15 protein-coding genes are annotated in these 17,417 nt (G+C 51.1%); 4 read left to right on the plus strand and 11 right to left on the minus strand.

Features of this window, described 5'->3' with window-relative positions:
* Window positions 1-33: 33 nt before the first annotated feature.
* The 5 genes from MKQ70_RS00835 to MKQ70_RS00855 form a co-directional block, all read right to left on the minus strand.
* On the minus strand, window positions 34-1,008 hold the full coding sequence (locus MKQ70_RS00835; RefSeq protein WP_248066333.1) for a SusC/RagA family TonB-linked outer membrane protein: 975 nt from the start codon (window positions 1,006-1,008) through the stop codon (window positions 34-36).
* Window positions 957-3,206, minus strand: a complete 2,250-nt coding sequence (locus MKQ70_RS00840) for a SusC/RagA family TonB-linked outer membrane protein (protein WP_248066336.1) — start codon at window positions 3,204-3,206, stop codon at window positions 957-959. The genes MKQ70_RS00835 and MKQ70_RS00840 overlap by 52 nt, the downstream gene beginning before the upstream one ends.
* 378 nt (window positions 3,207-3,584) lie before the next feature.
* On the minus strand, window positions 3,585-4,694 hold the full coding sequence (locus MKQ70_RS00845) for a FecR family protein (protein ID WP_248066340.1): 1,110 nt from the start codon (window positions 4,692-4,694) through the stop codon (window positions 3,585-3,587).
* Between the two features lie 163 nt (window positions 4,695-4,857).
* The gene (locus MKQ70_RS00850) at window positions 4,858-5,472 is read right to left on the minus strand and encodes an RNA polymerase sigma factor (RefSeq protein ID WP_248066343.1); all 615 of its coding nucleotides are present in this window, start codon (window positions 5,470-5,472) and stop codon (window positions 4,858-4,860) included.
* A gap of 4 nt (window positions 5,473-5,476) precedes the next feature.
* Window positions 5,477-7,597, minus strand: coding sequence for a type IA DNA topoisomerase (locus MKQ70_RS00855; protein ID WP_248066346.1), 2,121 nt, complete (start codon window positions 7,595-7,597; stop codon window positions 5,477-5,479).
* A gap of 140 nt (window positions 7,598-7,737) precedes the next feature.
* Between MKQ70_RS00855 and MKQ70_RS00860 the strand changes: the two genes are divergently transcribed.
* Window positions 7,738-8,484, plus strand: coding sequence for an MBL fold metallo-hydrolase (locus MKQ70_RS00860; RefSeq protein WP_248066348.1), 747 nt, complete (start codon window positions 7,738-7,740; stop codon window positions 8,482-8,484).
* Window positions 8,485-8,578: 94 nt separating this feature from the next.
* On the opposite strand, the gene MKQ70_RS00865 is transcribed toward MKQ70_RS00860, so the two are convergent.
* From MKQ70_RS00865 to MKQ70_RS00880, 5 genes are all read right to left on the minus strand, one after another.
* Window positions 8,579-9,232: an efflux RND transporter periplasmic adaptor subunit gene (locus tag MKQ70_RS00865; protein WP_308199392.1), complete on the minus strand. Its 654-nt coding sequence runs from the start codon at window positions 9,230-9,232 to the stop codon at window positions 8,579-8,581.
* Window positions 9,115-9,393 carry a hypothetical protein gene (locus MKQ70_RS00870; protein ID WP_248066362.1) on the minus strand — a complete coding sequence of 93 codons (279 nt, stop codon included), beginning with the start codon at window positions 9,391-9,393 and terminating at the stop codon, window positions 9,115-9,117. Before MKQ70_RS00870 ends, MKQ70_RS00865 begins: the two co-directional genes overlap by 118 nt.
* A gap of 266 nt (window positions 9,394-9,659) precedes the next feature.
* Window positions 9,660-11,372: an efflux RND transporter permease subunit gene (locus MKQ70_RS37290; protein WP_308198895.1), complete on the minus strand. Its 1,713-nt coding sequence runs from the start codon at window positions 11,370-11,372 to the stop codon at window positions 9,660-9,662.
* Window positions 11,347-12,933: an efflux RND transporter permease subunit gene (locus MKQ70_RS37295; RefSeq protein ID WP_282456160.1), complete on the minus strand. Its 1,587-nt coding sequence runs from the start codon at window positions 12,931-12,933 to the stop codon at window positions 11,347-11,349. Before MKQ70_RS37295 ends, MKQ70_RS37290 begins: the two co-directional genes overlap by 26 nt.
* 11 nt (window positions 12,934-12,944) lie before the next feature.
* Entirely contained in the window at window positions 12,945-14,333 is a 1,389-nt protein-coding gene (locus tag MKQ70_RS00880; protein WP_248066366.1) for a TolC family protein, read from the minus strand.
* A gap of 150 nt (window positions 14,334-14,483) precedes the next feature.
* Here MKQ70_RS00880 and MKQ70_RS00885 point away from each other — a divergent pair, with 150 nt between their 5' ends.
* The 3 genes from MKQ70_RS00885 to MKQ70_RS00895 all read left to right on the plus strand — a co-directional run bounded on the left by MKQ70_RS00885 (window position 14,484) and on the right by MKQ70_RS00895 (window position 16,200).
* Window positions 14,484-14,762, plus strand: coding sequence for a hypothetical protein (locus MKQ70_RS00885; RefSeq protein WP_248066369.1), 279 nt, complete (start codon window positions 14,484-14,486; stop codon window positions 14,760-14,762).
* Entirely contained in the window at window positions 14,732-15,421 is a 690-nt protein-coding gene (locus MKQ70_RS00890; RefSeq protein ID WP_248066373.1) for a sensor histidine kinase, read from the plus strand. The genes MKQ70_RS00885 and MKQ70_RS00890 overlap by 31 nt, the downstream gene beginning before the upstream one ends.
* Window positions 15,422-15,504: 83 nt before the next feature.
* A complete protein-coding gene (locus MKQ70_RS00895; protein ID WP_248066376.1) occupies window positions 15,505-16,200 on the plus strand; it encodes a LytR/AlgR family response regulator transcription factor in 696 nt (231 codons plus the stop codon).
* Between the two features lies 1 nt (window position 16,201).
* Here MKQ70_RS00895 and MKQ70_RS00900 read toward each other — a convergent pair whose 3' ends face one another.
* Complete coding sequence (locus MKQ70_RS00900) at window positions 16,202-17,317, minus strand: fatty acid desaturase family protein (RefSeq protein ID WP_248066386.1); 1,116 nt, start codon at window positions 17,315-17,317, stop codon at window positions 16,202-16,204.
* Between the last annotated feature and the right edge of the window lie 100 nt (window positions 17,318-17,417).

The following is a 17,417-nucleotide window of genomic DNA, read 5'->3' on the forward strand; positions in this document are numbered from 1 at the left end:
TAAATAGTTTGTTCGTTTGCATGTTGATAGTTTTTAGAATCCAATGCTGACACCTAACATAAATTTCTTGCTGAGCGGGTACTTGGTACTGGAGTTGCCGTCAGACAGGGTCACTTCCGGATCGGTGCCGGAGAAGTGGGTGGCCGTCATAAGGTTATCGCCGCTCAGGAACACACGCGCCGTATTGATCTTCGCGCGGCGCAGCAGTTCATTCGGAAAGTCGTAGGCCAGCGTTACGTTGCGCAGGCGGAGGTAACTGCCATCTTCCAGAAAGCGGGAGGAGGGTTCGTTCGCCGCTTTGTTGCCGCCCAGCAAAGGTTTGGGATGTGTGGCAATGTCGCCAGGTTTGCTCCAGCGGCTCCAGCCATCGGCCAGCACCATCTGGTTGTAGCTGTCGTACAAGCCGTCGGAATCAAAGAACTGGCGCATGCCATTCATGACATAGTTGCCATAAACGAAGTTCACAAAGGCGCTCAGGCTGATGCCTTTGTAAGAGAAAGTATTCAGCATACCCCCGGTGAATTTCGGCGCCGAAGAACTGCCGGTATATTGCAACGTTGCAGCGTTGTAAGAGTTGGTATAAGTCAGGTATTGTTTACCATCGGCATCGGTTACGATCTTTTCCCACAGCGGATCCCCGTTATTGGGATCCACGCCGGCCCAGATGCGCATGTACCATTTGTCCATGTCTTCATTCAGTCCAACCGGTTGTGTGCTGCTGGGGGTGGCAAACTTATCGCTGCCATTCAGTTTGGTTACTTTATTGCGGTTCAGGGCCAGGTTAAAGTTGGTTTCCCATTTAAAATCACCTGCCAGGTTCCGGGTATTTAAGGTGAATTCGACACCCCGGTTGCGGATAGATCCGATGTTTTCCAGCACGCTGCTGTAGCCGCTGGTCAGCGGTAAGGGCCGGTACATCAGCAGTGACTTTGCACGCTTATCATACACATCCACATTCAGGTTGATACGGTTGAACAAACCCAGGTCGAGGCCGAGGTTATTGGCCATGATCTTTTCCCAGGTAAGGTCCGGATTGGCTTTTTGTGAAGGGTAGGAACCGGTTTCGCCTGCATAACTCGCGCTCTGGTCGTACAGGTAGAGGCCCAGCGCGGAATAGTCGCCGGTGGGGGATTGCCCACGGTGCCATGGCTCACGCGCAGTTTCAAAAAGCTGATCGCGCTGTTTGTCCGCAGAAAATGCTCCTGGCTTAAAATCCATGATGCGCCTAGTTGATAAAAGCTGCCGCCCGGGTTGTTGTTCCCGAATTTAGAAGATACATCGTGCACAAACGACGCCAGCAGGAAATACTTGTTCGCGAAGTTATAATCGCCCTGTACCAGCCATTTCTGGAAGCTATATTCATTACGGCCGCCGGTCGGGGTATTCTTTACTTCAGTAGCGGTAGACATGGCCGTCATGCCTGCCGGGATGCCACGGCCAGATACACTGTTTACATCATACAGGCGTTTCTCCGCTTCCCACACGCCAAGCATGGAGAGGTTGTGATCGCCGAAGTTGTTTTCATACCGCGCGCGGTTGGACGTAAGCAACGTACTGGTGAAGTCAATATCGTTGTACAGCGCGCCCAGGTCGGCGGTACCTTCTTTCGTACGGCGATCATAATAACTCATGTCTTTCCCGTTTTCGATCAACGTACGGTTGTAAGACGAAATGGTAAAGTGTTTGGTGATCGCGTAATCGAGATTGAGGTCGCCGTTCATGGCAAAGCTGCGGCCGTTGCTCTGGTTATACTGGAGCGAGTACAGGAAGTTATGCTGCTCCCTGCCCAGCCAGCCGCCATTGCCCGCGAATCGCACACTGCCGTCGGCATTGTAGGGATTGTCCCAGGGAAGGTTGGTGTAGGCGCCATACAAGGTGCTGCTGTGGTGGTTGTAGTTTTTGGTGTAGATGCCATTGAGCAGAACTGCCATCTTGAGTTTGTCGGTCAGTTTGTGCTCAAGGTTGGCGCGGAAGTTATAGGCATTGCGGCTGTTCTGCAGCAATACCCCTTCTTCCTTATAGAAGTTGCCCGATACGTAAAACTGCGTTTTCTCCGACCCGCCGCTGGCAGACAGCGTATAATTCTGCACCATGGCGTTGCGCGTGGCCACATCGAACCAGTCGGTATTGTTCTTTAATACGCTGTCGGGACGGGTGGTAAACGTTTGCTGGTAATCGTACAACTGCTGCGAATTCATCAACTTAAACTTGCCATTGGTGGCCTTGTTAAAGCCGGTGGAAGCCGTGGCGTTGATTTGTGTTTTACCCGCTTTACCCGTTTTAGTGGTGATGATGATCACGCCATTGGCCGCACGGGAACCGTATAAACCGGTAGCCGCCGCATCTTTCAGAATAGTGATAGATGCTACATCTGTCGGATTGTAAGTACCGCCGATGTTACCGTCCACCACGATCAGGGGCGAACTGCCCGCGGAGATGGTGCTTTGTCCGCGCACCTGTATGCTGGCGGCCACGGTAGGATCGCCGGATGCTCCGGATACGACCACGCCTGCCGCTTTACCCTGCAACATATTGGATACATTGTTGGAGGTCACATCCCGTAGTTGGTCGCCGGATACAGTGCTCACGGCGCTGGAGAGGTACTTTACGTTTTTGGTGGAGTAGCCAACCACGGTTACCCCTTCCATATCTTTACTGAATGACCTGAGCTGGAAGTTAAGGGTGGTTTTGCCTTTTACGGGCGCTTCCTGCGATGCAAAGCCGATGTAGGAGATTTCAAGGACGGTGCTTTCGGGGATGTTAGAAAGACTGTACCACCCGTCGGAGTTGGTGGTGGTGCCGCGACCGGTGCCCTTTATCTTAATGGATACACCCGGCAGCGGCTGTCCCGCTTCGTCGGTAATACGGCCACTGATGTTGACGTCGGAGGTATCCGCGGCATTTTGCTTGTATACTTTACGCGAAATGACGATCACATTGTTCTCGATGCTGTAATCGAGTGCCTGTTTGTTCAGCACATCGTTCAGGAATGTTTCCATGGGCTCGTTCACGGCGCTCACCGTTACATTTCCCTTATCGCGCACCAGTGTACGGTTATAGAAGAAAACGAATCCCGTCTGTTTTCTTACGGCGTCCAGCACTTTGGACAGTGGCACGTTGTTACCTGAAAAAGTAACGTGCTGCGACCATCCCTTGGCGGTTACGTGCATGCAGGCAACGAGCATAATAAGTGTGATCAGTTTCATTGTTCTCAGCAGTGTTTGCAGCCGCCGGCGCCACGAGCGTTGATGTGCCGGCAGGTGTTGTTTTTCAGATCTTGTGGTGGACCAGGCCGTCCGTACAGGGGCATGCCGGTCCTGCTTACAAAAAGTGGAAAAGTTCATACTTTTGTAATGGTTTAAGGTTAATGGAATAAGAAATTGTCCTGGAAGACTTTTTTAGAAATTGGCCGGAACCGTTTCGGGGAAGTGCAGCAAACACTTCCCCTTTTTAGTTCGGTTGCTGTTTACTTTGCGATCATAATAAATGGAACATAGATTACATTAAACATTTAGACAAAAAGATAGTCGCTCCCGCTTAATCAACGGGCTTTTGGTTGTATGATAATGGTTATAAAAAAACGGTTACTTGTCTGCTAAAACAATCAATTTGCGTCCTTCTTCGATCCTGAATTTTACTTCGACTTTGGTTAATATTTTAATTACCTGTGATAGCTGGAGGTTATTGGGTAAAGCCCCTTCAAATTCAGCATCCGGTATTTTTCCTTCATAAATTACATCGAGGTCATACCAGCGTGTAAGTTTGCGCATCACTTCACGGAGGTTGGCGCCGTTAAAGTCAAGCAGCCCGTTTTTCCAGGCAATAGCCATCTCTGTTTCCGCATCATCCTGTATGCGAATACCGCTGCCAATGATACTGGCCTGCTGTCCCGGCCGCAGTGACTTACGTACACCATGTGCATGGATATTAACGCCGCCGGAAAGGAGGGTGGTGGTAATGGCGGCTTCTTCTACATATGCATTGATATTGAAGCTGGTGCCGGTTACTTCCACCTGTGTATGCTCATTTACCTTCACGATAAAAGGCTGCGCGGCATTTTTCGCTACCTCAAAATACGCTTCGCCGGTTACCTCTACTACGCGCTGGCTGCCGGTAAATACATTCGGAAAACGCAGCGACGAAGCCGCATTCAGCCACACCATGGTACCATCTGCCAGCATCAGCTGGAAGTGGCGGCCGCGTGGGGTGGTCATGGTATTATATACAACATCGGCGGCGCCCAGTGCATCGTACGCCAGCTGCCCGTTGCTCAGGGTTACCTGCGTACCGCTTTGTTGCGCGATTACACCGTTGTGTAAAGAATCGAGTACGATCGTTTGCCCGTTGCTCAGGGTCAGTATTGCGCCCTGCCGGCCCGGGGCTACGTCCGGGGCGCCGGTGGTCACCAGTTGGTTAGTGTCCTGCCTTTGCGTGCGGTTAAACTGGTAACCGGCACCCACCGCAATGAGCACCGCTGCCGCCGCAGCCCACCAGTAACGGCGGATGGGATGTACGGTGGCGCGCTTTTTTAAGATATGGTCTACGATACGATTTTTATCCGCCGTACTTAATGTTTCTTTTACCTGCAACTGGTCCCAGCTGGCTTTCAGCAAAGGGTCCAACTCCTTATGCTGCGGCTGTTCCATCAGCGCGGCCAGTTCGTCCTGTTCCTCCGGCGTGGCCTCGCGGCTCATCCAGCGGTCAAAAAGGTATTGGAGTCTGTTTTCAGGTAAAGGCATATCAGTAATGCGTTATCGTATAAGGAACAACAAAGTTTTACAAAAGGGGCTACCGGGGATGAAATATTTTTAAAAAAGATGAAAAAGCAGCAAAGCAGCAGGTAGTCGGCATGGGTGGTCACATATTCCATGATCGACTGGTTGGCGTATTGCAGGTACTTTTTACTGTTTCTTTAGACACCTTCATTTCTTCCGCGATCTCGCTGTACTTGCGGCCCTGCCGGCGGCTCAGTATCCAAACCTTTTGCTGTTGCGGCGGCAGTTGTGCAATAGCGGTATCAATGAGTCCAAGCACCGGCTCGCGGTCGGCCACTTCCTCCGTTTCTGCGTGTTGTGCCGCTTCCCAGGCCTGCTGCCGCTTGCGCAAACGCAGTGCTTTCTTCAGCGCATTCAGCGCATGGTTGCGGGAAATCACGAAAAGGTAAGCGGGGAAATTGCGCACCCGGGCCAATGATTCGCGGGTGGTCCATATTTGGAGAAAAATGTCCTGCACCACTTCTTCCGCCATGTCGCCCGAGCGGGTCAACTGAAATATATAGCCATGCAGCGTATCTGACCAGGTATGGAACAGTTCGCGAAAAGCATGCTCATCTCCTTCGGAGACGCGCTGCAGCAGATTGTTGGTTGTATTATCAGCGACGGAAGACAATGCGTATGCTTCGTTTTTGTAAACATAATCAAAAAGAAGGGGAATGGGAAGCGAGCCCCCGCCCCAAATGGCTATTCGGTACATCGTTTTACTCGAGCCCCACCACAAAATCGCCGTTCAATATCAGCTTGCCATCAACAGTACCTTCACGGCCCGGCACCACCAGTCCTTTGATCTGCGTGGTTTTGCCTTTCTGTAACAGGTCGGTGATTTGTTTGTCGGTCAGTTTTTTACCCAGCACTTCAAACGGCAGTTTAAATCCGCATACCGAGAAGTTGGCGCAGCCGTAAGCGGTATTGCCTTTCTTCAGCGGATGGGCCTTACACTTGGGGCAGTGCAGTTCTTCAACGGTGACCTGCTTTTTCGGCTCTTTGGGTTTGGCTTCCTTCTTCGGTTTCTCTTCCGGCGGCGGCGGGGCAACGGCGGCAGTAATGGCCTTGTAGGCGCTGGTTTTTACCTCACGGGTAAGGTCTATTACCATCTGCACGAGTTCCTGTTTAAAGGTTTCCATCTGGTATTCCCCTTTTTCGATAAGGCGCAGCTTGCGCTCCCAAACGCCCGTCAGCTCGGGACTTTTTAGCAACTCCGATTGAATGGTATCAATAAGGTCCATGCCGGTTTGGGTGGCAAAGATGTTCTTCTTTCGTTTTTCGATGTATTTGCGGCGGAACAGGGTTTCGATAATGTTGGCGCGGGTAGAGGGCCGGCCAATGCCATTATCCTTCAGCAGCTCGCGCATTTCTTCATCATCTACCTGTTTACCCGCGGTTTCCATGGCCCGCAGCAACGAGGCCTCTGTAAAAGGCTTGGGCGGGGTGGTTTTACCCATGTGTACCCGCGGTTTATGCGGACCACTTTCGCCCACCACGAACAGCGGCAGTACTTTTTCTTCCTCTTCTTCGCCTTCCTTCTTTTCCTTCACATCGTTGGCATACACCTCCTTCCAGCCGGGTTCGAGTATCTGTTTACCCGTGGCCTTGAACTCTACTTGTCCAACTTTACCCAACACCGTGGTGTTGGAGATCTTACATTCCGGGTAAAATGCTGCGATAAAACGGCGGGCGACCAGGTCGTAGATGCGTTTTTCTTCCATAGGTAAACCGCCGGGGTATACACCGGTAGGAATGATCGCATGGTGATCTGTTACCTTTTTATCGTCGAATACTGTTTTCAGTTTCGGGATCGGTTTGGCCAGGATGGGTGCGATCAGCGCGGCATAAGGTGTCAGGTCACGCATGATGCCTTCGATTTTCGGGTGCAGGTCTTCCGACAGGTAAGTGGTGTCTACCCTGGGGTACGTCACCAGTTTCTTTTCGTAAAGGCTCTGGATGTATTTAAGCGTTTCGTCCGCCGTAAAAGCAAATTTCTTGTTCGCCTCTACCTGTAGGGAGGTCAGGTCGAACAGGCGGGGATTGCCTTCCTTGCCTTCTTTTTTCTCGAAGGAAGTAATTTCAAAAGGATGTTCCTTGAGGTAAACCAAACCCTTTTCGGCTTTCTCGGCAGCTTTTAATCGCTCGATGGTCGCGGTGAACTCCGTTTCGCGGTAGATGGTTTTTAATTCCCAATATTCTTCGGACACGAAGGCATTGATTTCCTTTTGCCGGGCCACGATCATGGCCAGGGTGGGTGTCTGCACGCGGCCGATAGAGAGAATGGTTTTGCCTACGGCGAACTTCTTGGTGAACAGGCGCGTGGCGTTCATGCCCAGCAGCCAGTCGCCGATAGCACGTGCGCTGCCGGCGGCATACAGGTTATTATATTGTTCCGAATCTTTCAGTTTTTCAAACCCTTCTCTGATCGCCTGCTCGGTGAGCGACGATATCCAGAGCCGCTTGATAGGCGCGGTACACTTGGCTTTGAGCAACACCCAACGCTGGATTAACTCACCTTCCTGGCCGGCGTCACCGCAGTTAATCACTTCTTCGCTGCCGGTGACCAGGGTTTCGATCGTTTTGAACTGCTTTTCCACCCCTTTATTATCTATCAGTTTGATACCGAAGCTGGGCGGGATCATGGGCAGGTCTTCGAGCCGCCAGTAGCGCCACTGCTCCGTGTAGTCGTGCGGCTCTTTCAGGGTGCAGAAGTGTCCGAAGGTCCAGGTAACCTGGTAGCCATTGCCTTCATAATACCCGTCCTTGCGCTGTTTAGCACCGAGTACTTCTGCAATATCTTTGGCCACACTGGGTTTTTCTGCAATACAGACCTTCATGTTTCAGTTTACGTTGACGGCAAATTTCGGAATTTATGCCAATTGCGCAAATTGTAGGTAGAATGTAGTTTTCAACATATGAACTGACCGGCCGGGGGCGTACTTTGCCGTATCTTTGTTCCCGTTTAAACTGAGCAAACATGAGTAGCATTCAATTGATCCGGCACGCCACGCTGCTGCTGGACTTTGGCGGCGTAAGCATCCTGGTAGACCCCTTCCTTGCCCCCAAAGATACCTACGACCCTATCATATGGACCAGCAACGGCATCCGCAACCCTATGACCGAACTGCCTTTTCCGGCAAAGGACAGCTGCGATAATGCAGACATCATCCCGGTAACACATACGCACAACGATCACTGGGACGAGGCTGCGCGGCAACTCATCGCAAAAGAAAAACTACTGCTTGGTCAGCCGGAAGATGAAGCAAAATTCCGGGAGCAGGGTTTTACGAATGTGCATCCTATTGTCGATAAATATACCACCCACGGCCTCATCTTCCAGCGTACCGGCGGACAACACGGCACCGGCGAAATAGCCCTTAAAATGGCCCCCGTATCCGGGTTTGTGATCAGCGACGGGAAACGGTCGGTGTACATTGCCGGCGACACCATCTGGTGCAGCGATGTAGCGGAGGCGATCGATAAGTACCATCCGGACGTGGTGGTGTTGAATACAGGCGGCGCACAGTTCGATATGGGCGACCCGATTACGATGACAGCGGCGGATGTATTACAGGTGGCGGCTGCGAGTAAGGCCTCTAAGATTATCTGTGTGCATATGGATACGGTAAATCATTGTTATGTGACGCGGCCCTTGTTGAGGGCTGCTGTTGGAGGTGATGCGAGGATATTGCTGCCGGAGGACGGGGAGACGGTAGCGTTGTAAAGCAATATTACATTGGCAATCCTGGTCGTACAAACAAAAAGGCCGCCACCCTAACAAGGATGACGGCCGGGCGTATAAATCGAAAACAACAACCTTATTCTTTCCAGGTAGAACCGTTGCGCACTTCTTCGGAAGCCTCTTTTACGATGGTATCCGTTGCGGTCAGGTCGCCGAAGATTTCTACCTTTTTATCGGCCTCGCGGCCTTTTTTAATGGGCACCCATGCTACTTTATTGCCATTCACTTTAATCACGAAAATACCTTCGGAAGAAGTGAGGACGGCGGAGGAAGGCACCACGTAAGCACTGTCCGTTGCGGGCAGCGGTACCTGCAATTCGGCCACCATGCCGGGTAACAGCTTTTTGTTCGTGTTCGGTACGTCCATTTCGATACGCTGCGAACGAAGGCGGTTATCCAATGCTCCCGCGAGGCGGCTTACGTTGGCGGAGAACTTCTGTCCGGGCATAGATTTCACGGTGAAATCTATTTTACTGCTTTTGTTGATATACGCAGAATATACTTCCGGTACGGCCACGACCAGGCGGAGGTGCCTTTGTTCCTGCAACGTGAAGATGGGTTCTTTCGCATTCGGTCCCACAAATGCACCGGCACTTACATTTCTCGACGTGATCACACCATTGAATGGCGCACGGATCTCGAGATAATTGCGGTTATCGCTGATCTCTTTGTATGCGGCTTTAGCTGCCTGCAGCTGTGCATAGTCTGCCTGCTGACGGGCGTTGGCGATGTCCGGTCGTTGGGCGAAATGGTACCGGGTGTTTTACTGGTTTCCAGCAGGCGGTCGTAGTTCGCTTTGCTGGCGGTATATAAAGCCTGCAGTGCCTGCAAACGTGAGTCGGCGCCGGATAACTGAGAACTGATTTCGGGCGCTTCCAGTACGGCGAGCAATTGGCCGGCCCTTACTTCGCTGCCTACGTCCGCATTCAGCTTTTTACGAAGCTGCTTACTTTGGCATAAAGATCCACCTGTTGAAAAGCGATCAGTTCACCGGGCAGGTTCAGGGTGGTCGACAATGATCCTTTTGCAGGGTCATGGTTTCTTTCCCGGTGGGAGCAGCGTTATCGGCCTCTTTATTTTCTTTTCCTTCCGACGATCCGCAGCCAACCCATGCAACTGTTGCGGATAAAAAGAGGGCAGCCGGTAACATGAATTTCCTACGCATTTGTCTGTTTATTTTCTGATAATGATGAGATATAATGTTTGCTTTCTTCGTCTGTCGGGTCCATAGACAGCGATTGGGTAGATGTTTTACCCTGTACCCATGCGAATACGAGTGGCAATACCACCAGTACGGCAAAGGTAGAGAATATCAGGCCCCCGATTACGGCGCGGCCGAGTGGCGAGATCTGGTCGCCGCCTTCGCCGTGGCCGATCGCCATGGGCAACATACCCATGAGCATCGCTACGGAAGTCATGATGATGGGGCGGAGACGCAGGCCCGCGGCTTCACGCGCCGCAGATAAAGCGTTACCGCTATGTTTGCGTAATTGTTCGGCATTCGTAATCAACAGTACCGCATTCGCAATCGATACGCCCACGGACATAATGATACCCATGTACGACTGCAGGTTGAGTGTAGAGCCGGTAAGCGTCAACATCAGCAGGGAACCTAATACCACCGCAGGTACCGTCGTCAGTACCACAAAGGATACTTTGAACGACTGGAAGTTGGCGGCCAGCATGAGGAAGATCACCACGATCGCTACGATCAGGCCATTTTGCAGGCTACTGAGGGTTTCGTTCAGGACGGTGCTTAAACCGATACGGTCAACGAACAAACCGCGTGGCAATTCGCCGAGGTCTTTAATTACTTTGTCTACATCGTTGCTGGCTTTACCCAGGTCTGTTTTGTACAGGTTAGCGGTCACCGACACATATGGCACGGCGCCAAGGTTGTCGTTTTCGCCATGCACGGTATCGGTGGTAATGCTGGCCACGTCGCTCAATATCGGGCGGCTGGAATTGCGCAGTACCGGGATTTCGCCGAGCTGGTCGAGGTTCGTCATCTGGTTCAGCGGTACCTGTACCTGTACACTGTAGGGCTGTCCGGCTTTTTCATCGATCCAGGTATTTTTCTCTGTATAACGGCTGGAAGAAGTGGAAGCAATAAGCGATCGGGAAACATCGTTCACATCCACACCCAACTGGGCCGCGCGTACCCTGTCTATATTGATGTTCAGGGCGGGGTACTTGATCGGCTGCGCGATTTGTACATCCCGCATATAATCGATCTTTTTCAGGGCTGCGACGATCCTGTTGGCATAGTCTTCGTTCGCCTTCTTGTTTTTACCGGCAATACGCACCTCGATCGGGGTAGGAGAACCCTGGCTCAGTACTTTATCGGTCAGTTCAATGGGTTCGAAGGAGATTTTTACATCCGGCAGCATTTTCTTTACGCGTTGGCGCATGTTCTCTTTAAAATCATCCATGTTATGATGATAGTCTTTCAATGCTACCTGGAACACTGCTTCGTGCGGACCGGCCATGAACGTATAGATAGGCGATACGGAGAACAATGCCGGGTGCTGACCCACGTACACGGACGAAATGTTGATATGCTCTTTGCCTACTTCCTTTTCCAGTTCTTTCAATACGGTGATCACCTTTTCCTCTGTACGTTCCATCCTGGTGCCGTCCGGGGCACGGAGGCGCAGCTGGAACTGGCTGGAATTGGTGCGTGGCAGTACGTCTTTACCGATAACGTTGAGCATTAAGACGGCGAGGCCACCGATGCCTAACAGGTAAAGAACAGTGATCGGTTTACGCAGCGGCATGAGCCGGTCGCTGAAGCGCATGAAACGGTTGCGGAAACGTTCGAACAGGCTGATCTTGCCGTCGTTGTTAAAGTCTTCGCGTTCTACCAGCACTTTTTCTGATCGAAGGTGTCTTTTTCCGATGCGATGGAAAGACCGGATGCTGCCAGCACTTCCGCATCGCTGCCGCCCTTTTATGGTGCGCCTTCATGATCCAGTTGGCCATGATCGGTACAAAGGTCTGCGACAACAGGAACGAGAAAATCATGGAGAAGCCGATGGCCAGCGCCAGTGGAAGGAACAACGCACCCGGGATGCCCGTCATGGTAAACGCCGGTGCAAACACCGCGAGGATACAGAACAGGATCAGCAATTTCGGGAAAGCGATTTCCTTACAGGCGTCCCAGATAGCCAGGGCTTTGGGTTTGCCCATGTCTAAGTGCTGGTGAATATTTTCGATCGTTACCGTACTCTCATCCACCAATATCCCGATGGCCAGCGCCAGGCCGCTTAATGACATGATGTTGATGGTCTGGCCGAACAACTTCAGGAACAGTACACCGGAAATAATCGAAGTGGGAATAGTAAGAATTACGATCAGTGCCGCGCGGCGGTCGCCGAGGAAAAGCAGTACCATCAGGCCGGTAAGCACCGCGCCGATGATACCTTCACTCACGAGACTTTTTACCGCGTTGATTACGTATACCGACTGGTCGAACTCATAGGTTAGCTTTACATCTTCGGGCAGTGTGCTCTGGATGCGCGGCAGGGCTGCTTTCAGGCCTTTTACGACATCCCAGGTGGAGGCATCGCCGGATTTGGCGATACTCACATATACGGAGCGTTTTCCGTTTACCAGTGCGTAACCTGCCGCTACGTCGGCGCCATCCTTTACAGTAGCCACATCGCGGAGATAAAGGTTTTGCACGCCTCCCTTAAAGATGGGAATATCTTCAAACTCTTTCAGGTTGCGGATGGTATTGTTCGTAGGGGTGATGTAGTTTTTGTCACCGATACGGACGTTGCCTGAAGGAGCGGTCTGGTTATTCAGTTTAATCGCTTCCACGATCTGGTCGGGTGTCAGGTTATGGGCGCGCAACATTTCAGGATCTACGTTAATCTCGATCGTACGGGGGCTGCCACCGAAAGGAGGCGGCGAAAGCAAACCGGGAACAGAGGTGAACATCGCACGTACGTAGATGTTGGCGAAGTCCTGCAGTTCGTTGTTGCTGCGGGTAGGGCTGCTCAATACAAGCTGTCCTACGGGCAACGACGAGGCATCGAAGCGGATCACGAAGGGCGGCTGGGAGCCGGGCGGGAACACCGCCTGTATCCTGTTGGCCAATGCACTCACCTCGGCCGCGGCCTGCGCCATGTTGGTACCCTCGTAGTACGAGAGTTTCATGAGCGTAAGGCCCTGCACGTTTTTAGTTTCAATGCTCTTGATACCATTGGCGAAGAGCAATATGTTCACGTATTGTTTGCCGAAGAAGGCCTCCATCTGGTCGGGTGTATAGCCACCAAACGGGTGGGCGATATAAATCACCGGCAGGTTCATTTTAGGCAGGATGTCTACCTTAATGTCCTTGACCGCAGATATACCAAAGAAGAACAATCCCGCCACCAATACCATAATCGATATGGGCTTCCGGAGTGCTAGTCGAATCAGGTTCATTGTTCCGTCAGTTAAAATTCATTCGTAAATATGGATAAATCGCCGGTTGATGCGGCTTTGAGCAACAGGGCCTGCCATACATTGGCGTAGGCGATGTCGCGGTCCGTTTCCGCACGGTTCAGCGTATACAGGGCAGTGGTCACGTCCACGATCGTATTCAGACCGTTGCGGTATAACACAGAACGTTGCAGGAAGGCATCCGAAGAGGAGCGTACCTGCAGGGGCGCTTCATTATATGCGTCCAGCGCGTTTTTCATTTTCACGTTGGAGAGATCCTGCTGCGCTTTTAATTGTTGATTCACCAGTTCCGCTTCGTAACGCAATCCCTCGGAGGTATGGTGCTGCGCGATCTGCTGCTGCCCTGCGCGGAGAATGTTCGTCAGGTTCCAGGTAACCCCTACACCGAACAAATAGTTACTGCGCGTAGGTTTAATACCATCGAAGTAATTGTGCGTATACTGCGTCTGATCGCTGGCATAAAGGTGGCTGAAGCCGGAGGCCCTGGTCTGGAATACGCTGAACAGCGAGAAGTTCGGGTACTTCAGCGTACGGATGTATTGTTCCTGTTCCTGGCTTACCCGAAGGCGATTATTGTAGAATTGTAAGGTGGGGTGTTGGGCAGATATGGAATCGGTGGCCATTACATTACCTGGAATACGCGTGATGAACAGGGTGTCAAGCGTATAGTCGTTGCCGGCCGGTACACCCATCAGCAGCGAAAGCTGGTTTGCTCTTTCCTGCTCCGCATCGCGGGCGCGGATAAGGGCAAGGCGGGCATTACTCACTTCCGCATTGGCCAGGGAGCTGTCTACCCCGGCAATGAGGCCATTGCGGGCTTTTGTAGCCACGGTAATACGGAACGTATCGGCGCGCGACAGGTTGTTTTCCTGCGAGCGGGTAATACGTTGTGCGGCCAGCAGGTTCAGGTAGGCGCTGATCACGCGCACCTGGTGCTGGAATTTTTCCTGCTCCCGGTCGCTGATGTCGCGCTCCACCGTGCGCTCGGCAGTTTCGATCCGCTTGCGCACCTTGCCGAAAGTGTAAAAATCCCAGTTAATGTTGGCGAGGTACAGGGCGCCGAAGGCGGCGTTCCAGTTCTGTTCCGCCAACGGCAGGCCGGACGAGGCCACACCGTAACCCCCAAAGCCATAAGCCGGCCCGTTCTGGCCGTTCACGGTACCGTAGTCCTGCTGGGCCGATACCACCAGGTTGGGGTACGCCTCCTTCCTCACCTGGCTGACTGTAGCCCGGGAAGCATTGGCGTAGGCGTCTTTCGCCTTGATACTGTTGTAGTTGTTTAGCGCCGTTTCTAGTGCATCTTTGACCGTCAGGACTTGTGCAAATAATCCTTTTGTTAAGAGAAGAAAGGCCGTGCTAAGGATAAATTTTCTGTTGAGCATTCTTGAAACATGGCTTAATCCAGTGCGAAATAACTCTATCTGAACAAAATCTCATAAGTGTAAATGACCAATTCAATTCGTCATTATACGGTCGGTAAAATCGCTTTCAAACCTTTATTTTGCATCTATCTAATCGAAAATGCATCCGTTTTGAAACTAGGTACAAAACAAATTCTGGAGCAGAAGTGGCTACAGGAGCTGATTATATTGGTTTTTACATTCGTGCTTTTTTCCATGAACGACTGGGTATTAATTACTACCTGGGTAAAATTCTGGAAAGGCTGCGTGTATTTCCTCGTATTGTATTCCCACGCGCAACTGAACCGTCACTTTTTACTGCCGATATTATTAAAGCAGCATAAACCTACCGTGTATGCGGTGTCCAGCCTTTGCTGGCCATGGTGTTTGCGGGCATACTGCATGAAGTAGCGGGGGAGTGGCTCTATAAAAATTGTTACCTGTACAAGTCGGTGAAGCAGGATACGTACTTGTTCCAGCTGGCCACGATGGTGGCAACGTTCATCTGCATCATGGGGCCTATCCTGTTGTTGCAGTATTACCGCGAGCAGAAAAAGAAAACGCAGGAGCAGGAACTGATAACGGAAATGCAGCTGAACCTCCTGCGTAGCCAGTTGAACCCGCACTTCCTGTTTAATACGTTCAATACGTTGTACGGCATCAGCCTGCAATTCCCTAAACGTACACCGGACCTGATCATGCAGGTGTCTACGCTGATGCGCTACCAGCTGGATAGCTCGCAGAAAGAAACGGTGGCGCTGAACGATGAACTGACTTTCATCGAAAGCTATATTGTGCTGGAGAAAGAGCGCATCGGGTACCGCTGCGATATCAGTTATCACCAGGACATTGATGTGGAAGGCGATTACCGCATTGCGCCGATGTTGCTCATCGCGTTCGTGGAGAATGCGTTTAAGCACGGCACCGGCGCTATTGACGCCTGTTTTGTACATATCTTTGCAGAAGTAAAGGACCGTGTATTTTCTTTCAGGGTGGTGAACTCTATTCCAAAAAGAAAGTGGACGTGGCTTCTACCAAAATCGGTATCCGTAATACGTTGGAGAGACTGAACATCCTGTATGCCGGTCAGTTTGAACTGGAAATGGGAGAGCGGGGAGATGAGTATATAGTGGACTTTAAACTCCGGTTATAAATGAGGAAGACGTGTATTATTGTGGACGATGAGCCTGCGGCCCATTATGTGTTGTTGAGTCACCTGAACCAGGTGCCTGACCTGGAATTGATCGGCCAGTTTTACAACGGCGTGGAGGTCCGGCAGTTCACGGAGTTGAATGAGGTAGACCTGATGTTCCTCGATATTAACATGCCCGAAGTGAGCGGCCTGGACCTGCTCCGCAATTTACCCCATCCCCCTAAAACGGTATTAACTACTGCTTATTCAGAGTTTGCGCTGGAGAGTTACGATTACGGCGTTATCGATTACCTGATGAAACCGATCTACTTCCCGCGGTTCCTGGTGTCGGTAGATCGTTTCTTCAGTTATTATGATGTGAGTGACCGCGGCGCGGTAGTCGTAGCGCCTACCTCGCTGGCCGTAAAAGTCGACGGTGAAATGGTCGACATCGACCTGAACGAATTGTTATATACCCAAAGCCTGGGCAACTACGTGAAACTGTTCATCCCCGGCAAAACCTACCTGGCATCTATCACCACGAACGACCTGGAACACAGCCTGCCTGCTGCCAAGTTCATGCGCATTCACAAGTCTTATATAGTAGCGATAGAAAAGATCGGTACGTATGGAAAGGATTTCGTGCAGGTGAACGACTTTCGCATGCCGGTAGGCATTACGTACCGGCAAAAGCTGATGGAACGGATGAACACTTAGCCTATTTTCTGCCAAGTATCCACAACATTTTAGTATGGCTTTGCAGCGCTTTAAACAAATTGGGCTGTACATGGTAGGGCAATCCAAACTCGCGTGCCGTACTGCTTATGATGGGTGAAAGCCGCGAATAGTGTACATGGCAGATGTTAGGAAACAGGTGGTGCTCGATCTGGTAGTTCAGTCCCCCGATAAACCAGGTGAGCAGTTTGTTTTTAGGGCAATAATTACTGGTATTCAGCAACTGGTGGACGGCCCAGTTATTTTCCATCTGCTTTTTACCCATTGCATCAGTCACCGGTTCCGCGAAGGTGGAGCTTTCCATTATATGCGCCAGCTGGAAAATGCAGGCGAGTGACAAGCCGGCGATGACGTGCATTACTACAAATCCCAATACCACCATCCACCAGCTCATTCCGGAAAATAGCAGGGGTAAAACGATAATGTATCCGAAGTAAAACATTTTCAGCAGGCTCAGGAAGGTCATGGCCGCAGGAAGCGTAGTTTTTTGTTTAACAAGCAACTGGTGGCGTTCGTACCGAAACAGTTGGCGAAAGTCTTTTCCGGTCATCCAGAAGAGGGTCATCATTGCATATAATCCCCATGCATAAATGAACTGGAGTTTATGATAAGGCTTCCTTTCCGTACCGGGAGAAAACCGAAGGAAGGTGGTAGGTGTAATATCTTCATCCAGGCCGGTTAGGTTTGTATAGGTGTGATGAAGCAGGTTGTGTTGTATTTTCCAGGTTACGGTGTAACCGCCAATCATTTTCAAGATATGGCTCATGGCCGTATTTACATTTTTGCGACTGGAGTAGGTGCCGTGATTGGCATCGTGCATTACAGAGGTGCCGATACCGATAACGCCGAGCCCCATCATTGCCCACATACCCGGGAACAACCAAACGCTGTCCGCAGTGTAACCCAGGGTCATAGTGAGGTAAGGCAATATATACAGTAATATCATGCAGGTGGTTTTGATCCACATGCCTGTATTAGCGTACCTGGACAATTTGTGATTGGAAAAATACTCATCCACTTTTGCTTTCACTCGATCTGCAAATAAATTGGTTTCCTTGGAGGCAAATCGCACGATCTCTTTCTTTTTGCGGGTGTTCATCTGAATTATTTATTTGATAAAAAAGTATTCTGAACGGTTGGAGGCAACCGTATTGTTTGGGGCAGAAAGTATTATGATTGTGCCTTGGCAGGAAGAAAAA

Origin of the sequence: Chitinophaga sedimenti, from assembly GCF_023156195.1 — a bacterium.
In the GTDB taxonomy this organism is placed as follows: domain Bacteria; phylum Bacteroidota; class Bacteroidia; order Chitinophagales; family Chitinophagaceae; genus Chitinophaga; species Chitinophaga sedimenti.

Excerpts from the sequence above, each read along its gene's own strand:
- MKQ70_RS00835 (WP_248066333.1), bottom strand. The coding sequence starts at position 1,008 with ATGGCCAATAACCTCGGCCTCGACCTGGGTTTGTTCAACCGTATCAAC.
- MKQ70_RS00840 (WP_248066336.1), bottom strand. The coding sequence starts at position 3,206 with ATGAAACTGATCACACTTATTATGCTCGTTGCCTGCATGCACGTAACC.
- MKQ70_RS00845 (WP_248066340.1), bottom strand. The coding sequence starts at position 4,694 with ATGAGCCGCGAGGCCACGCCGGAGGAACAGGACGAACTGGCCGCGCTG.
- MKQ70_RS00850 (WP_248066343.1), bottom strand. The coding sequence starts at position 5,472 with ATGTACCGAATAGCCATTTGGGGCGGGGGCTCGCTTCCCATTCCCCTT.
- MKQ70_RS00855 (WP_248066346.1), bottom strand. The coding sequence starts at position 7,597 with ATGAAGGTCTGTATTGCAGAAAAACCCAGTGTGGCCAAAGATATTGCA.
- MKQ70_RS00860 (WP_248066348.1), top strand. The coding sequence starts at position 7,738 with ATGAGTAGCATTCAATTGATCCGGCACGCCACGCTGCTGCTGGACTTT.
- MKQ70_RS37295 (WP_282456160.1), bottom strand. The coding sequence starts at position 12,933 with ATGAACCTGATTCGACTAGCACTCCGGAAGCCCATATCGATTATGGTA.
- MKQ70_RS00880 (WP_248066366.1), bottom strand. The coding sequence starts at position 14,333 with ATGCTCAACAGAAAATTTATCCTTAGCACGGCCTTTCTTCTCTTAACA.
- MKQ70_RS00890 (WP_248066373.1), top strand. The coding sequence starts at position 14,732 with ATGGTGTTTGCGGGCATACTGCATGAAGTAGCGGGGGAGTGGCTCTAT.
- MKQ70_RS00895 (WP_248066376.1), top strand. The coding sequence starts at position 15,505 with ATGAGGAAGACGTGTATTATTGTGGACGATGAGCCTGCGGCCCATTAT.
- MKQ70_RS00900 (WP_248066386.1), bottom strand. The coding sequence starts at position 17,317 with ATGAACACCCGCAAAAAGAAAGAGATCGTGCGATTTGCCTCCAAGGAA.